This is a genomic window from Sinorhizobium sp. FG01 (genome assembly GCF_002531875.1).
GTDB lineage: Bacteria > Pseudomonadota > Alphaproteobacteria > Rhizobiales > Rhizobiaceae > Sinorhizobium > Sinorhizobium fredii_C.
In genome coordinates this window covers 24,932-41,014 of the sequence record NZ_NWTB01000008.1, presented here as the reverse complement: position 1 = coordinate 41,014, position 16,083 = coordinate 24,932, and the positions used below count along the sequence as shown (strand labels likewise).

Sequence of the window (16,083 nt, the reverse complement as noted above, 5' to 3'; positions counted from 1 at the left end):
GGGCAAGTCTCAGGTACGGAAGTCCGATGCCTGAACGGCAGCAGAATATCTGGTGTTTGGTGGAAGCCGGGCTGTCTCAGTCCGGCTTTTTGGTGCCGCCGCCTCTCCGACCGACGGGTCGCCGCTGCAGAGCGGTCTTACGCGGGCAGGCGCGTCTCGGCCTCGCCCTTGATTCTCCGGATCATCGACCGCAGACCGTTGGCACGCTGCGACGAGAGGTGCTCGATAAGGCCGATCTTGCCGAAGATATCGAGAGCATCGGTTCTGGCGATCTCCGAGGCGCGCTTGCCCGAAAAGATCGCAAGCGCGATTGCCACCAGGCCGCGGACGATGTGCGCGTCCGACTCGCCCTCGAAGGTCAGGACCGGATCATCGGGATCGCCGGACGTATGCGTTACCAGCCACACCTGACTGGCACAGCCCTGAACCTTGTTCTCGCTGGTCCTCCAGGCTTCCGGCATCTCCGGCAGGCTCTTGCCCAATTCGATGACATAGCGGTAGCGATCTTCCCACTCGTCGAGAAAGGCGAAGTCGTCGATGATCTGGTCAAGTGAAACCATGGCTGATCCGAATGTGGCGCCTTGCGATCGACTGCCGCTCGCCTGCGCTCTGCTTCCGTCCCGTGCCCAAGGGCGGGGTCCCGTACACCCATTCATATAGGGGATACGGGCTGCAAAGAGAACAGCCCTATGGCTTCCGGGACGATTTCGTTCCTTGGGACCGACTTTACTTGGCGGACGTCGCCTTGGGGTCGAGGCGCTTTTCCGGGACGGGCGTGCGCTTGAAAACCGGCATGGCTTCGTTCGCCGGCTCCACGGCCAAGAGGCTTTCGGCAGGCGCAACAGTGCCGGTCATGACCTTGGCGTCGGGCGCCTCGGCCTCCGCGAACTGGCTGTCGAGGAATTCATAGGCGATGCGCGCACCCTCACGAGCGCGATGGCCGAGAGCGACAAAGGTTTCGGCACCTTTCGTGCAGACGTCCGGCTTCTGGATGCAGATCGCACTGATGTACTGGAAGGCCTCATTGGCGGCGGAGAAGGTGTCGCCGATCTCCACCTTCGGTCCGTTTTCCAGCTTGGCGCCGCTCGACGGATCAAGGAAGGGCAGCAGCACGAGCACGAGCGAGAACCAGAACGCCGCCTTTACGAGAAACCACATGGTCTGCCATCCTCTGTCAGGCCGCCGCCCCGGTTTTCGCCGGATGGATCTTCAGCCCTCTACTGCCTACGCCTTTAGTTACGCTTTGCCCAGTGGCCGAATTGTTGCGCCTCGGGCCATTTGACGTGAGCAACGCTAGAGCGGGAATCACAAGACTGCTTTTCCAGAAATGCGGGGATTTGCTTCAAATCTTAGCGAACTGGCCGATTGTGGCATTGCCGGCGGGCGACTATCCGGCATTTTAACGATCGGCGTTAAGGATCGTGGCAGCCCTGCCGCCGCCACGCCCGAGCGGCTCGACACCGCCGCCGGCGGGCGCTGCCCAAATCGTTAATGGAAAGCAGAAAATCCACCAAAATCCGCTGCTTACGCCCCGTTAACCACAAGAGACGAAGCCCGCCGGATTTGCTTCGAAATGGGAATTTTCGCCCGTTTCGCCAGCCCGCGGAGGGACCGCGCTTATTCTTTCATTAAGTCGGGAATGCGAGATTCGAACCACTACGAGGTGGCTCGGTTTACGCCGGCAGGAGGGCTGCGCCCGCCTCGCAAAAACAATAATGGTGGCAGGGCAAGGCGTGAGTGTATTGCGTAACATGGCTGGCAAATGGGCATCCCGTGTGGATGAAGCCGCCGCAGCATGGTTGCCGCGCCGTCCGGATGGGCCCGTTTCAGGACGCCATGATTTCAAACGACTGCGCGCCATGGCTGCCGTTTCGCTGGCGGTGCTGCCGATCGTGCCGCTCGCCCTGTCGACGGTCCTGCCCATTTCCGTGGCCCTGCCGGCGGGGACGGCGCTCTGGGCGTCGGCCTCTTTGCTGGCCGCCGCCGCAAGTCTCGCAGCGCGCCGCCTAGTGCCGGCGGCGCAGCCGCCCGGCGTGACCGATCTGCCCGATCTCGCTGCCGCCTACGATCTCTTTGCCGGTCTCGTCACCGTTCACGATCCGCGTGGGCAGGTGCTGTCCGTTCACGGCCGCGATGCCGCCGACTATTTGAAGTCGATGCGCGATCCGCACGGACGCGGCTTCATCGAGCAGATCCACGTATCCGACCGCATCAGCTTCCTGAAGGCGGTCGATGCTCTGCGCCAGGACGGCGAATGCTCGGCGGTCGATATCCGCCTCGAGCGTCCGTCGGCCCCTGCCGATGGAGCGCAATTCGTGCATATGCGCTGCGAGTTGACGCCCCTTCGCGATGCCGAAGGGCATCTGATGGCGATCATCGCGCAATCCCGAGACGTTTCGAACGAGGCCCGCCTGCGGGCGGAAGTTGCCGCCAAGGCGGCGCATGCCGAATCGGCCAACGATGCCAAGACGCGTTTCCTTGCGGCCGTCAGTCATGAATTGCGCACCCCGCTCAATGCCATTCTCGGCTTTTCGGACGTTCTTTCCGGGGAGTATTTCGGCAGGCTGGAGAACGACCGTCAGCGCGAGTATGTTTCCCTGATTCACCGGTCCGGCACGCATCTGCTTTCCGTCGTCAATACCATGCTCGACGTGAGCAAGATCGAGGCCGGCCGCTACGAACTGGTGCCGGAGCCTTTCCGGGTCGCCGACGCGATTGACGCCTGTGAAGCGATGCTGTCGCATCAGGCGCGCGAAAAGGGTGTGAGGCTGACAAGCCGCGTGATGCGGTCGGTGGGCGAAATCAACGCGGATCAGCGCGCCGTCCAGCAGATCCTCATCAATCTCGTCGGCAACGCCGTGAAGTTCACGGAGAAGGGCGGGCTCGTCACCGTCGATGCGGAGGTCGAAGGCGTGATGCTGAAGCTGACTGTCAGCGATACCGGCATCGGTATTGCTGAAGATAAGCTGGACATGCTCGGCCAACCTTTCGTCCAGATTCAGAATGACTATACCCGCCGCTACGAGGGCACCGGTCTCGGCCTGTCGCTGGTCAGGGGGCTCGTCGAATTGCATGGCGGCAGGATTTCGATCCGCAGTTCGGAAGGCGAGGGGACAGTGGTCGTGGTCACCATACCGCGGGACGGTACCGGAATTTGCGAGCGTCAGCAGGTGAGCATAGGCGGGACTGTGGAGTTTCCGCCGCGACTGAAACTGCGCGACGAAAAGGCGAGCGAGTTGCGATTGCAGGCAGAGGCTTCCGAAGGAACAGTCAAGGAAAGGCGACATGGCGCCGCGCAAGCGAAAACAGCCTGAGCGGAAACGTGGCGGACGGCCGCGGCAGGGCATCGCGTTGCGCGGACTGGCGCTGGCGGGCCTGGGCGTCGGACGCTGTGCCGTCCTTGCCGGGCGAGTGATCGCGCACCATCCGTTGGGAGCCGGCGGGTTGGCGACCTTCGCCGTTGTATTCAGCTTCGTGGCGGCGAACGCCATGTGGTATCAGCACGGCAGCCATCCTTCGCCGCTGTTGCGCACCCGAGTTCCGCTGGTCGGGTCCGAGGTTGCCGAGCGTTTGGCGGCCGCCAACGGCGAGCCCGTCGAGCCGCGCAAGGTAACGACCTTCGTCATCGAGCGCGAAGGTGAAGCGGCTCCGGTAAAGGCCGACGACGACGCGGTCGCCGCGCAAGACGATTCCTCCACGCAACGCTTGCCGCGGCCGGCGGAATCCGTGCTGGATCCGGACAACGCCTTGCCGTCGGCCCTTGTCGCCGATGTCCAGAAGGAACTTGCCCGGCTCGGCCTTTACGACGGCACGCCGGACGGCCGCAGCGGTCCAAAGACCGTATCGGCCATCCTTCGCTTCGAAAAAGGAGCCGGGCGCGCGGAATCGGGTGTGGCGAGCCCCGATCTCCTTCAGGCGCTCCTGGCAACCCAGCGTTCCGAAGTGGCCGTTGCAGCGCCTGGCAACCGCCCCTACGCCGATTCCAAATCGACTGCCGCCGAAGTCGATCCCGTCGCCGCTGCGATCCGCACCGCGGAAGGGGACGCGACGCTTATGCCGCCCGCCGAAATACCGGTATCGAACGAACTGGTCATGAATATCCAGAAGGGGCTGAGCAATCTCGCTTACGCCGATATCGTCGTCGACGGCGTCGCCGGCGATCAGACGCGGGCGGCGATCCGCCATTTCGAGAAGCACTACCGGCTCCCGCAGACCGGCGAACCGAACGGCAAGGTTCTTGAGAAGCTCAAGGAAATCGGCGCGCTCTGAACTGCGGACCGAAAAGCGGCGCCGCGGAAGGTCATTGCATATACACCATCACGCGTGTATCTGCCGCAAATGCGCGTGAAAACCCATATCTTCGTCACTTCGCTCCTGCGCCGCGTGTTCGCGAGCGGCGGCTATGCGGCGGTGCTACGCAAGGGAGCGGAAGAGGCCGGCGCGATTTTCATCCGCCACCGCACCCGCCTCGGCACCGAAACGCTCTATGCGCCGGCGCCGCAGAGCTTTTTCGAAGACGAAGGCGATGATCTCCGCAAGTTCGAAGTCCGCCTGCGGAACATGGATGGGGAAAATATCGACGGCGCGCTGTCGTCTGAAGTCCGCTTCGACCCAGATTGCTGGATCGTCGAGATCGAACTCGACGACGTCGGCGATCTTTTACAGGTTGTCGAGGCCGGCCGCTGAGCCCGCGAAGATTAGGCGGTGCCCTATTTTCGCCCGACGGTGCGCTTCGGCTGTGCCGCGGCCGGCGGGGCGGACGCCGTCCGGCTCTCCTGCCGACGCGGATCGGCGGCGCGATTCTCGGCGAGGTGGCTTTCGTGGCGCGCCGGCTTGGCAGCTCCATCGCGGTCGGCGCGCAGCCAAGATTCGACCCGTTCGAGGCCGGCCTTCCGGTCGATGCTCCTGATCAGAGCCTCCGCACGGTTGCATGAGCCGAGCCTTTCGGAGAGATGTGGATAGAGCGCCAGAAGCAGGGGGGGCAGTTCCCCGTCCGGGAAGTCGAGCGCCATGAGCGTGACGGCAAGCTGCTGACCGGAAACATCCAGCAGGATTCTCTCGGCGAGCGCGCGGCTCGCGGAAAGGGTGGCGGCAAGCGCCGTCGCGAAAAGGACTGCCTCGCCGCTGCGGGCAAACCGCATGAGCAGCGCCTGATGCAGCTCGTCGATGGGCTGAAGACGGCCGACTTCTTGGAGAGACCTGGATCCGGCGCGCGCCAGCGCCCGGATTGCGTCGCGCAGCTCTTCTTCGCGGGTTACGCGGTCGGAGGAAAGGCGATCCTCTCCTGCAGCTGCAGGCGGCGCAGCCGTTGCGGCTGGAGGCATATCGGCGGCGCGGGGTGCGGCGGCGCTGAACTGATGGTGTTCGACCAGCGCGTCGACGATCGACGGCGAGATATCCTCCCGGTGCGCGATCGCGTTCGCATGGGCTGAGCCCTGCTGGCGGATGATCGAGATCAGCGTCCGGTCGGGGATCGCTTTCGAGCGGGTGAGAAAGATCGCGGCGATCGAGATCGGCATGCTGCCGATGAGCAGTGCGACCGATTCGGGCACGTGCGGGCACTGCGACAACGCCGCTGCCGCCTGCCGGCGCGCTTCGTTGCTGGAACCGAGGAAGAGCGGTTCGAAGAGTTCGGCAAACTGCTTCAGGTCGGACTTGCGCGGGATGCGAAGGCTTTCGAAGCCGGTGACGGTCGCCATCAGCACGACGTCCTTCAGCCGGCCCGTCTGCGGCCTTTCCAACTCACGAAACCGGTTCGTCACGACAAATCCCAGATGCAAAAGCATGACACCATTGCCGATGGCTCGGAACGGCACACGTCTCAAAAAATAGATCGAAATCGTTAGCGTAGAATTAACTATGGACCTTGAGGCTTTATTCAGGCTTGCGGCATCCGCGTGTCGGCGGCCGCCGGGGCGGCCACCGCCGAAGCGTCGAGCCCAGCCATAAAAACTCCACATGCAGGCCTATTTCCTTGCCTGGACGGAAGGGCGGTTTTCGCCCGCCGAAGCAGAAGGCCATATGGCCTCCTTATGGGAGTAGTATCTGTGAAGAGTACGTTCTTGGGGGCGGCGGCACTCTGTGCGCTTTCGCTCATGCCGGTCGTAGCCGAGGCCGCAGAAGGCTTTGCCACCGCCAATGTCAACATGCGATCGGGTCCGAGTACTCGCTATCCCGCCGTCACCGTTATTCCCTCGGGCGAATCCGTGGAAATCCATGGCTGTCTGGCCGATCGCCCCTGGTGCGACGTTTCCTTCTATGGCGGCCGCGGATGGGTGGCCGGCCAATACGTCCAGGCGCTCTATCGCAGCAATCGGGTCTATGTGGAGCCGGAATACTATCGGCCACTCGGGATCCCGACGGTCGTCTTCGAATTCGATCGCTACTGGGATCGCAACTATCGAGGACGCGATTTCTATCGCGACCGGGATCGCTGGCGCCGCGGGCCCGACTGGATCGAAGAAGGCGACTGGCAGTGGCGGCGCGAAGAGGAGCGCCGGGATCGGCAGCGCCGGCAGCAGGCGGAACGGCGCGAATGGGAGCGTGAGCAGGATCGGCGCGACTGGGAGCGCCAACGGACCAGGGAGCGTGAGCAGGCGAGAGATCGGCAGGAGGCGAGAGAGCGCCAACAGTGGCAGCGCGAGCGGGAACGCGAGCGTCGCGAGTGGCGGGACCGTGGCCGCGACGAAGAGCGACGGGAAAACGGTTCCGCCGAAAACTACCAAGGAGCTCGCAAGGAAGAGCGGGCGCGTCAGCTCCGCGAACTGCGCCGGGATGGCGAAGTCAGAACGGTTCCGAAGTGCGTGTTCAACGATTTCGCCTGTGAGAACGACTGACTGAGCCGCACGTTCCGCTCCGATCATGGTGGCGAAGGCGGGCGGCGACCATCCGCCCGCTTTTTTCTTGTCCGCATTTGGCGGCGCTTTGCGGGAACCAATCCCTATTCGACGCGTTGATTTCGCGCGAAAGGTAAGGAGCGGAGACAATGGCGGAAAAGAAGCTGGCAGCGGTGGGCGCCGATATGGAAACGGAAAAGACCGCGGCCGACACACAGATGGAATTGCAGGCCCAGGTCGCTGAGTTGAGAGCGGAGATCGTGCGCCTGACGGAAACGGTTTCGGCCATCGGCAGCGGTGCCAAGGCGGTCGTGCAGGGGGAAGCGGAACTGATGACGGAACGGCTCAGGGAGCGTGTCCGCGACGATCCGATCTCGACGCTGCTGACCGTTGCGGGAGTCGCCTTCCTGGTCGGCCTCTTCGCGAGACGCTGAAGGCATTTCGGCGCGAACTAAAATACCACCAGAAATGGCAATTGCACTTGGTTAAGGCGACGTGGTCTGGATTAAGATATGGTTAACCGGGCTATGGCTCAATCCGAGGAGGCGGGCTATTATTGGTTCGCATCTGATTTGCATTGAAACGGACGAGATCCGGGTGACCGGAAGAAGGAGTGAGTTGAGAACGGCGCGTCTGCCCGGGGATGCCGGGAATGCGCCAGCCCGCCATCGGGCAGGGTGAAATCTGTGTTCATCCGTCTCATGCAAGTATGGAGACGAGCATGGCAGACGTAATCAGATTGCAGGACCGCAAGGTAAAGATGCCGCGGAGGCGTCCCGTCACCGCGGGCAGTGCCAAAGTGCTGTTCTTCACGGGCATCCGTTACGAGCGGCTCGACGGGCGCGGCCCGCAGCCAAGCGCTCCGACAGGACGGCAGGTCAAGAAGCAGTAGCCGGTCCGGCGTGATCGGCTCTGATGCCGCGGGTCCGCTGACATCGCTGCGTGGCTCGTTCGCCTCTCTAATTCCCCCTATACACTCGTCACTGGCGTCGGAACGGCGCGCAACTCGAATCGGTGAGGAATTCGCGGACCTGCTCCTCGAAACTGTCGAGCGGCGCCAGGGCGCGCAGGACCGCGTAGCCCTCCTCATCCTTCATCTCGATCATGATCGACTGGGCGAGCGCCTCCGGGGGCGTCTTGCGAAGCTCCACGAGCTGGATCGGTGTGGCGACGACGAGATCGAGATCCCCATTGACGGCGGTCTGGTCGTTCATGCTGAAGACTTCGTTCGAGCCGCTGTCGAAGATCGACAGCGACCAGAACGGCACGGCACCGCGCGCAATGAAACGCGCCGGCGCGTCCGCGATCGAGAAGCTGCAGACGGCGGTGCGCAGAAACGGGTCGCTATTGTCCAGTCCGGTCGGGCCCGGCTCGGCGGTGAGCGGAAAGAAACTGTCCATCTCGAGAAGACCGAGGACGCGCGTATAGGCGTCGCGGCCGGTGAACCGCGGCAGGGCGAGGACGAGGACGATATGCAGGAGCGCGGCACCGACCAGCCCGACGAGAAACGCGAACAGGGCCCTACGCATTTCCGCACCCCGTCTTGACGATCTTCGGCATTGCGAGGTCGATCAGTCCGGAGGAGCCGGCCGTCGGTGTATCGAGCAACGTCAGCACGAGCTGAAAATTTCCCGTGTGGCGGATGGCGAGCCAATTGTCCGGCTGGGCGACCGGCGAGACGTGAATGACGAAACTGCTGTCCTTGGCGCGCAGCACCGTCCACGAATTGATCGCCGAAGGTAGATCGGAGCCCGGTCGCAGCGTCGCACCGTCGGTGTTCGCCGTGTGGAGCGTCCAGAACCGGGCGGGCGGTGTGATCCCGGAAATGTCATAGGAGCATGCGGCCGATAGGCGCGCACCGCTATCGTCGGTGGCAGCCGTGAACTTCAAGCCTTCCGCACCGCCATAGAGCAGTTCCCCGACCCGGGCGCGGTGCGCCTTTGCATAAGGGTCGGCCGCGACGGTCTGCGCCTCGGGGAAGGCCACCCAAGGGCCGATTGCGATCGATCCGAAGCCGACGGTCGCCTTCAGCGCCCATATGGCTGAGGTAATGCCGCCGCCGAAGGCGACGAGAAGTGCAAGGGCGACGAGGAGGGGAACGCGGAACAAGGGGGGCTCTATCGAATGATGTCTTGTTTATCCTGCCGGCAGTGAGTCGATTGTGCGGCGCTGCAGGCCGCCAGAAAACGGACTTGTCGTGGCGAAGTCAATTCTTCGCGGCATTTGTCACCCGAGGCGTGGCTGGCGTTCCCTCAGGCCCCTCGAGCGCTGCAACCCGGCCGCCGTCTTTTTCCTTGGGCTTAAGCGGTGGCGCCTGCTCGAACGTATTGCCGATCGACTTCAAGAGCCGGGTCACGTCGGCAGACAGGGAGCGCGGCCGGACAAGCGGCGGCAAGGCGTTCTCATCCGGCTCAGCGGCGGCCTCCGGCTCCTTCGGCGTTTCGGCCGGCGGAGCATCGATGCCCGGGATTGCGCGATGTTCGATGCCCTGTTCGGCGTAATCCATCAGCCGCTTGAAGGTCATCGCCGGCAGGGAGCCGCCGGTCATTTCCTCGGTGGAGGTGTAGTCGTCATTGCCGAACCAGACCGCCGTCGTGTAATCGCCGGTGAAGCCTACGAACCAGGCATCGCGATAGGCTTGCGTCGTTCCCGTCTTGCCGCCTGTCACGAGCCCGTTGCTCAACGCGGCCCTGCGGCCGGTGCCGATGACCGGGATCTGGGTGAGTATTCTGTTCATCGACAAGGTGGCCTGCTCGCTCAGGACCCGTCGAGCCGGCGGCGCGTCGCGGCCGAAGTCGTAGAGGATATCGCCGTCGTAATTCAGAATCTGGCTGATGCCGTGGCGGCGGGATTCCAATCCGCCGGCGGGAAACACGGCATAGGCGGTTGCCTGGTCGAGCACGGTCACCTCCGACGTCCCAAGCGGCATGGTCTTGTCTGTGCGGATCGGCGTTTCGACGCCCATTCTCTTGGCTGTTTGGGCGATGATCTCCGTGCCGAGCTTGTCCTTGGCGAGGCGCACCGGAACGGTATTGATCGATCTCGCCAGCGCATTCATCAGCGTGACCCGGCCCGCATATTTTCGGGCGTAGTTCTGCGGCGACCAGCCGCGCCAGGTGATCGGCGCGTCGACGACCACCGTCTCGGGCGTCATGCCCTTCTCCATCGCTGCCGCATAGGTATAGACCTTGAAGGACGAGCCGGGCTGGCGAAGCGCCCGGGTGGCGCGATTGAACTGGCTCTCGCCGTAGTCGCGGCCGCCGACCATGGCGCGCAACGCACCGCCGTTTTCGATCATGACCAGGGCGCCCTGCTTCACCTTGTAGCTCTCGCCATATTGCCGGAGGCTCGATTCGACCGAATCTTCGGCCGCCTGCTGCAGCCCCATGTCGATCGTCGTCCTGACGATCAGCGAATGCTGTGCGAAGGGGGCGGCGATGCGCTGGACCTCCTCGAAGGCCCAGTCGAGGAAGAAGTCCGGTGCCTTGACCTGGGCGCGATCGATGACGGTCGCCGGATTGAGGCGGGCGGCGAGCACCTGGCCCTCCGTCATCAGCCCGCCCTGGACGAGGTTGGACAGCACCTCGTTGGCGCGGGCGCGTGCCGCCGGCAGGTTGACATGCGGCGCGTATCGCGCCGGCGCCTTGAACAGCCCGGCCAGCATGGCGGACTCGGCGAGATCGATGTCGGTGATCGACTTGCCGAAATAGAACTGAGCCGCCGCCGCAGCGCCGAAGGTGCCGCCGCCCATATAGGCGCGGTCGAGGTAGAGGCGGAGGATTTCCTTCTTCGACAGATTGGACTCGAGCCAGACGGCGAGGAATGCTTCCTTGATCTTGCGCTCGATCGTCCGCTCGTTGGTGAGGAACAGGTTCTTGGCAAGCTGCTGCGTCAGCGTCGAGCCGCCCTGGACCACGCCGCCGGCGCGGGCGTTCTCCGTCATGGCCCGCGAGAGGCCGAGGAAGTCGATCCCCCAGTGGTCGAAGAAACGACGGTCCTCCGTCGCCAGGACCGCCTTGATCAGGTGATCCGGCAGCTCGTCGATCGGAACCGAATCCTCATGGATGATGCCGCGATGGCCGATTTCGTTGCCATAGCGGTCGAGAAAGGTCACGGCGAAATCGCTTTGCGCCCGCCAGTTGCCCTTGGTCTCCTCGAAGGCCGGGAGCGCCAGCGCAAGCATCAGCACGGAGCCGGCCGTGCCCCAGGTCATCCCTTCGCCGAGGACTTCGAAAACCGCTCTTTTCCAGCCGCGCATACGAAAGCGGCGAAAGAAGATGGTGGTGTCCTCCCACCACTCCGCCAGGCGAAACCCGGCATTCCACACGGTGGAATCGATCCAGGAATCGATCCGCAGAAAGATGTGTCGCTTCTTCGGCCGGTTTTCGTCTTTTAGCGGGTCCTGCACGGTTTTCCTGTCCCGAAGCTTTCTGCCACCTTATGATATTTGCACGGCGCGACGTTCCAATCTACTTGCATATCGCGCCGTCGGCCTTAAAAAACCGGCAATTTTCTGCAAACTTCCGATGTTGGCGTGGAAGTGACGAAAGTGTGACGCAATGGGCGAAATGCCTTTCTGGACAACGAAAACCCTGGACGAGATGACCAACGCCGAATGGGAAAGCCTCTGCGACGGCTGCGGACTCTGTTGTCTCAACAAGCTGGAGGATTGGGACACGGGCGAGATCGCCTGGACCTCGATCCGCTGCACGCTGCTCGATGGCGAGAACTGCCGCTGCAAGGACTACGACAATCGGCAGGCGACGGTTCCCGACTGTGTCCAACTGACGCCGAAGGCGGTGCGGGAGATCAGCTGGCTGCCGCCGACCTGCGGCTATCGGCTGGTTGCCGAGGGAAGGGATTTGTACTGGTGGCACCCGCTCGTCTCGGGCGATCCGGAAACGGTTCACGCGGCCGGCATCTCGGTGCGCGGGCGCACCATCGCCGAGGACGGCATCGACATCGAAGATTACGAAGACTATCTGGTTACTTGGCCCCTGGAAGTCGGACTGGAACCGGCCGAGTAGTTGTCGTCAGTGGCCGCCGTTTCTCCGGACAAGGCTCTTCGGGGCGGCATTTCTCCAGGCGGTCTCCAGCGATTGGCGAATGAGCTCCTCGTCGGCCTCGACGAAATAGAGCGACGTCCAGCCGCGGGCGCCCCATCCGCCGGGCACGGCGGCACAGACGCCGGGTTCCATTTCGAGCAGCATGCGCTGTTGATCGGGGGTCAGCTTGAAGACGGCACGCCCCGCTTCCGGCAGGGTCATGAATATGCGCTTGCCCACGCGGAAGTCGCGCGTGCCGAAATGGGCGTTTTCCTGCGTCCCGGGGAGGCTGAGCGCCAGCTTTTCGATCTCTTCGGTTAGCATCCGAAAAGAGTAGCACGAAATCGCCAATTGACAAAAACTCGCGCCCGCCGTTGGGGCGGGCGCGAGACGATGCTGTGATGGGGTGGGGACTGCTATATCGAGGCGAATGATCGCCGAGCGCGAGCGCTATTCTGCAGGCGGAACGGGCTTCTGAGCAGTTTCGCTGGCCACACGCATTTCGCGCCATTCGCTTTCGAAACGATCGAGCAGCGATTGCGGAATCCTGGATTGCGGCGCTACGAGCGGCTTCTTCGCGAGTGTCTGCATCCGGTCCTCCTGTGCAAGACGGTTGGGTCAGGCGGACCATTTCATATGGCAAATACTTTGTAAATCAGGGCCTTAAACTATTTAAACGATTGAAAAATCTTTAAATCGATTAACTTCGCGCTCGTCCACAGCCGCTCGTGTCCTCCCGGCGCGGATGGCTTCACAATCGCGTTGGCTTTTGAAACTATCGGCCTAAGAACCATTTGAGAGCCAAAAAGGCAGGCTGCTCCAAAGATTTGCGAGCTTGTCCGCATTCGCCTTCCGAGCTCTCTCACGAGGCGTCCGAAGAACCGGAATCGAATTCTGAAGAAAACGCCGCAAGGGATTCGGGCCGACTCGCGAAACGGCGCTGCCGAGCCGGAGTTCGGCGCACGTCTTCAGTACGGCCTGCCGTCCTCCCAAGAGTGTGACGCAAAGGTCTTAACGGATCGGCTGCGCGGGCATTGCAATTTCCGGTGGATTTTAGGGTCTGTCGTGCCGATGCCTGCTGCGCGATGCCGCGGGACCCGGCGGCCGACATTCATTTGCCATTCAGCCTCCATCGGCTAATGATTTTGCCATGATCTTCCCAAGTCGCCATGATCTTCCCAAGTCGAAAGTGCGTTCATGTCTTCATCAGTGACCATAGTCGCGCTCGCCGCAGGCCTCGCAGGTTTTTCGCTGCCTGCCGTTGACGTGCCTAGGGTTGTTGTTCGCGTGGCGGGTGACTGCAGCGCCGCGGCGGCGCAAGTCGTGGCGGAGACAGGCGGCGAATTGCTCTCCGCCCAGCCGACAGCCGATGGCAAGTGCGTCGTGACCGTGCTAATCCCGGGCAATGGCGGGCGGCCGAAGAAGGTGACGGTCAAGGTGCCGATGTAGGCATCGGCAGCGCCCGTCAGCGAAGGGAAGTAAGAGCAAGATGCGCATCCTGATAGTCGAGGACGACGTCAATCTGAACAGGCAGCTCGCCGAAGCGCTGAAGGAAGCCGGTTACGTCGTCGACCAGGCCTATGACGGCGAGGAGGGCCACTATCTCGGCGATGCGGAGCCCTATGACGCGATCATTCTGGACATCGGCCTTCCGGAAATGGACGGCATCACGGTGCTGGAAAAGTGGCGGGCGGACGGCAAGACGATGCCGGTGCTGATCTTGACCGCTCGCGATCGCTGGAGCGACAAGGTGGCGGGGATCGATGCCGGCGCCGACGATTATGTTGCGAAGCCCTTCCACGTCCAGGAGGTGCTCGCCCGCATCCGGGCGCTGATCCGCCGCGCCGCCGGGCATGCGAGTTCCGAAATCGTCTGCGGCCCGGTCCGCCTCGACACGAAAGGCTCGAAGGCGACAGTCGGCGGTGTTGCGCTGAAGCTGACCTCGCACGAATTCCGGCTGCTCTCCTACCTCATGCATCACATGGGGCAGGTAGTTTCTCGCACGGAACTTGTCGAGCACATGTATGATCAGGACTTCGACCGCGATTCCAATACGATCGAGGTCTTCATCGGCCGGCTCCGCAAGAAGATCGGCAACGACCTGATCGAGACGGTGCGTGGTCTCGGATATCGGATGCAAGCACCCGGCAATGGCCATTAGATCCCTTACGGCGCGCGTTCTGGCGGTTTCGACCGTCTGGGCCGTCGTCGCCCTCGTCGTGATCGGAGTGGTGATCTCGGCGCTCTACCGGCAGGGCTCCGAACGCGGCTTCCAGGACCTCTTGCGCGCCCAGCTTTATAACGTCATCAACTCCATCTCGGTCGACGAGAAGGCAGCCCTGACCGGCAGCCCGCAACTCGGCGACCTCCGCTTTTCCCAGCCGCAGACCGGTTGGTACTGGATCGTCGAGCCGATCGGCGAATTCGACACGCCGCCCTTGCTGTCGACGTCTCTCGGATCCGCCAAATTGCCGATCGTCAGCGTCGACGAGGTTCCCTTCGACATCCGCTACGAGCGCTTCTACACCACCGAGGATCCGTTCGGAAACGAGGTCGAGGTGGCCGAGACGGAAGTCGTGCTCGACATCCAGGGGCATACGGCGCGTTTCCGGGTTGCCGGCAACCGCGACGTCCTGGAGGCGGACATCGACCGCTTCACCCGCAACCTGACGATCGCGCTCTCCATATTCGGTCTCGGCGGGCTCGGGGTGAACGCCTTGACCATTCTCTTCGGCCTCAGGCCGCTGGACCAGGTGCGCCGCTCGCTCGAAAAAATCCGTACGGGCCAGAGCGAGCGCCTGGACGGTGCCTTTCCGCGCGAGATTCAGCCGCTTGCCAACGAGGTGAATGCGTTGATCGACAGCAACCGCCGCATCATCGAACGCGCGCGCATGCAGGTCGGCAATCTCGCCCACTCTCTGAAGACCCCCATCGCCGTGCTGCTCAACGAAGCGCGGGTTCTCGAGGTCCCCCACGGCGAACTGATTAGGACCCAGGCCGACGCGATGCAGACGCAGGTCCAGTCCTATCTCAGCCGTGCTCGCATTGCGGCGCAGCGCGGTTCCATTCTGGCGAGGACCGAGGCTCAGCCGGCTCTGGAAAGGATCGTCCGGGTGATGCGGCGGCTCAATCCGGAAAAACAGTTCAGCCTGTCGATCATTCCGCCGGGGCTGGTGCTGGCGATGGAACAGCAGGATGTCGAGGAAACCGTCGGCAACCTGCTCGAAAATGCCGCGCGCTACGCACGGGATCACGTCGTCCTCAGCGTCGAGCCCGCCACCGACCAGGAGCGCAGCAAGGAGTCCGGCCGCGAATGGATCGTGCTCAAGATCGACGATGACGGCCCCGGGCTTGATCCGGATCAGATCGCTTTGGCGATGAAGCGCGGCAAGCGGCTCGACGAAAGCAAGCCCGGCACCGGCCTGGGACTGTCGATCGTCAGCGAAATCGTCGGCGAATATCAGGGCAGCGTCGAACTCAGCCGACGCGAGGAGGGAGGCTTGAGGGCCAAACTCGTTCTGCCGGCGGCCGTCTAGCGGGAGTGGGGTGCCTCCGTTCAAGCCGTGATCCGACGGTCACACCGGCAGTCGAAAATACCCCGTCGTCCACGGCGCGCGGTTGCCTAGCGAGGCTGGGGGTGCAAAAAGAAAATCGAAAGCGCCGCCGCTTTGACGCGATCGATCGGATCGCGGGGCGGCAACCGGTCAACGAGGGTTAAGTTGTCGCGTATCAAGAGGATTAACGCAGATATGGGGCGAGCCGTCGCCTTGAGCGGCAGAATCGTGGTCGTCGCGTCGACCGTCGCTCTTGCCGGCTGCGGGACTTCGGGCGGTCAGCGCGGGGGCGTGGCCGTTGCGAGTCTGGGTGCGGGTGGAGCGTCATCGGCCGCCTATATCGAGGCCCTGCAAGGCGGCGTCATCGCGCGCCTCGGCACGATCGACCTCGGCAAATCCGACCAGCAGCGCGCACTCGAGGCGGAGTATCGTGCGCTCGAGGCGGCTCCCGGCGGCCAGCCGGTGGCATGGGAAGGCCGCGGCGTCAGCGGCTCGGTTGTTGCTGCCGCCCCCTATCAGGTCGGCTCACAGAATTGCCGTCAGTACAGCCACACGGTGGTCGTGAAGGGTCAGTCCTCGACGGCCCGTGGTGCTGCATGCCGCAACAGCAATGGCACCTGGTCGCCGCTGACCTGAGCCGGACGCGGC

19 protein-coding genes are annotated in these 16,083 nt (G+C 63.2%); 11 read left to right on the top strand and 8 right to left on the bottom strand.

Translation table 11 applies throughout. The annotated features are described in order from the left end of the window. Window positions 1–137: 137 nt before the first annotated feature. Together CO656_RS14540 and CO656_RS14535 are read right to left on the bottom strand one after the other, a co-directional pair. The gene (locus CO656_RS14540; RefSeq protein ID WP_037413549.1) at window positions 138–560 is read right to left on the bottom strand and encodes a SufE family protein; all 423 of its coding nucleotides are present in this window, start codon (window positions 558–560) and stop codon (window positions 138–140) included. A gap of 166 nt (window positions 561–726) precedes the next feature. Then, complete coding sequence (locus CO656_RS14535) at window positions 727–1,158, bottom strand: DUF5330 domain-containing protein (protein ID WP_097526242.1); 432 nt, start codon at window positions 1,156–1,158, stop codon at window positions 727–729. A 593-nt stretch (window positions 1,159–1,751) separates the two neighbouring features. Here CO656_RS14535 and CO656_RS14530 point away from each other — a divergent pair. The 3 genes from CO656_RS14530 to CO656_RS14520 all read left to right on the top strand — a co-directional run bounded on the left by CO656_RS14530 (window position 1,752) and on the right by CO656_RS14520 (window position 4,686). After that, complete coding sequence (locus CO656_RS14530; RefSeq protein WP_179864779.1) at window positions 1,752–3,314, top strand: HAMP domain-containing sensor histidine kinase; 1,563 nt, start codon at window positions 1,752–1,754, stop codon at window positions 3,312–3,314. Next, window positions 3,286–4,269 carry a peptidoglycan-binding domain-containing protein gene (locus tag CO656_RS14525; RefSeq protein WP_097526241.1) on the top strand — a complete coding sequence of 328 codons (984 nt, stop codon included), beginning with the start codon at window positions 3,286–3,288 and terminating at the stop codon, window positions 4,267–4,269. Before CO656_RS14530 ends, CO656_RS14525 begins: the two co-directional genes overlap by 29 nt. A gap of 69 nt (window positions 4,270–4,338) precedes the next feature. After that, the gene (locus CO656_RS14520; protein WP_037413778.1) at window positions 4,339–4,686 is read left to right on the top strand and encodes a DUF1491 family protein; all 348 of its coding nucleotides are present in this window, start codon (window positions 4,339–4,341) and stop codon (window positions 4,684–4,686) included. Window positions 4,687–4,709: 23 nt separating this feature from the next. Here CO656_RS14520 and CO656_RS14515 read toward each other — a convergent pair whose 3' ends face one another. Further along, window positions 4,710–5,786, bottom strand: coding sequence for a DUF2336 domain-containing protein (locus tag CO656_RS14515; RefSeq protein WP_179864770.1), 1,077 nt, complete (start codon window positions 5,784–5,786; stop codon window positions 4,710–4,712). Between the two features lie 261 nt (window positions 5,787–6,047). Between CO656_RS14515 and CO656_RS14510 the strand changes: the two genes are divergently transcribed. From CO656_RS14510 to CO656_RS14500, 3 genes are all read left to right on the top strand, one after another. Then, on the top strand, window positions 6,048–6,836 hold the full coding sequence (locus CO656_RS14510) for an SH3 domain-containing protein (protein WP_037413558.1): 789 nt from the start codon (window positions 6,048–6,050) through the stop codon (window positions 6,834–6,836). 149 nt (window positions 6,837–6,985) lie between these two features. Continuing rightward, a complete protein-coding gene (locus CO656_RS14505; RefSeq protein ID WP_037379535.1) occupies window positions 6,986–7,270 on the top strand; it encodes a hypothetical protein in 285 nt (94 codons plus the stop codon). 287 nt (window positions 7,271–7,557) lie between these two features. Next, window positions 7,558–7,728 (top strand): hypothetical protein, encoded by a 171-nt coding sequence (locus tag CO656_RS14500; protein WP_172900164.1) that lies wholly within the window; start codon window positions 7,558–7,560, stop codon window positions 7,726–7,728. Between the two features lie 88 nt (window positions 7,729–7,816). On the opposite strand, the gene CO656_RS14495 is transcribed toward CO656_RS14500, so the two are convergent. The 3 genes from CO656_RS14495 to CO656_RS14485 form a co-directional block, all read right to left on the bottom strand. Next, window positions 7,817–8,365 carry a DUF1254 domain-containing protein gene (locus tag CO656_RS14495; protein ID WP_097526240.1) on the bottom strand — a complete coding sequence of 183 codons (549 nt, stop codon included), beginning with the start codon at window positions 8,363–8,365 and terminating at the stop codon, window positions 7,817–7,819. Next, window positions 8,358–8,945 (bottom strand): DUF1214 domain-containing protein, encoded by a 588-nt coding sequence (locus CO656_RS14490; RefSeq protein WP_037413569.1) that lies wholly within the window; start codon window positions 8,943–8,945, stop codon window positions 8,358–8,360. Before CO656_RS14490 ends, CO656_RS14495 begins: the two co-directional genes overlap by 8 nt. Window positions 8,946–9,042: 97 nt before the next feature. Then, a complete protein-coding gene (locus CO656_RS14485; protein ID WP_097526239.1) occupies window positions 9,043–11,244 on the bottom strand; it encodes a transglycosylase domain-containing protein in 2,202 nt (733 codons plus the stop codon). 151 nt (window positions 11,245–11,395) lie between these two features. On the opposite strand from CO656_RS14485, the gene CO656_RS14480 reads away from it, so the two are divergent. Continuing rightward, the gene (locus tag CO656_RS14480) at window positions 11,396–11,863 is read left to right on the top strand and encodes a YcgN family cysteine cluster protein (protein ID WP_037413573.1); all 468 of its coding nucleotides are present in this window, start codon (window positions 11,396–11,398) and stop codon (window positions 11,861–11,863) included. Window positions 11,864–11,869: 6 nt separating this feature from the next. Here the strand turns inward: CO656_RS14480 and CO656_RS14475 are convergent, their stop codons facing one another. Next, window positions 11,870–12,205: an MmcQ/YjbR family DNA-binding protein gene (locus CO656_RS14475; RefSeq protein WP_037413576.1), complete on the bottom strand. Its 336-nt coding sequence runs from the start codon at window positions 12,203–12,205 to the stop codon at window positions 11,870–11,872. A gap of 126 nt (window positions 12,206–12,331) precedes the next feature. Next, window positions 12,332–12,472 carry a hypothetical protein gene (locus CO656_RS30225; RefSeq protein WP_162843174.1) on the bottom strand — a complete coding sequence of 47 codons (141 nt, stop codon included), beginning with the start codon at window positions 12,470–12,472 and terminating at the stop codon, window positions 12,332–12,334. A 606-nt stretch (window positions 12,473–13,078) separates the two neighbouring features. Here CO656_RS30225 and feuN point away from each other — a divergent pair. The 4 genes from feuN (at window position 13,079) to CO656_RS14450 (ending at window position 16,071) form a co-directional block, all read left to right on the top strand. Next, complete coding sequence (feuN, locus tag CO656_RS14465) at window positions 13,079–13,330, top strand: two-component system FeuPQ modulator FeuN (RefSeq protein WP_037379546.1); 252 nt, start codon at window positions 13,079–13,081, stop codon at window positions 13,328–13,330. Between the two features lie 40 nt (window positions 13,331–13,370). Then, entirely contained in the window at window positions 13,371–14,042 is a 672-nt protein-coding gene (gene feuP, locus CO656_RS14460; RefSeq protein WP_064241031.1) for a two-component system response regulator FeuP, read from the top strand. Next, window positions 14,032–15,417: a HAMP domain-containing sensor histidine kinase gene (locus CO656_RS14455; RefSeq protein WP_037413579.1), complete on the top strand. Its 1,386-nt coding sequence runs from the start codon at window positions 14,032–14,034 to the stop codon at window positions 15,415–15,417. The genes feuP and CO656_RS14455 overlap by 11 nt, the downstream gene beginning before the upstream one ends. 213 nt (window positions 15,418–15,630) lie before the next feature. Continuing rightward, entirely contained in the window at window positions 15,631–16,071 is a 441-nt protein-coding gene (locus CO656_RS14450) for a hypothetical protein (protein ID WP_097526238.1), read from the top strand. Window positions 16,072–16,083: the final 12 nt, after the last annotated feature.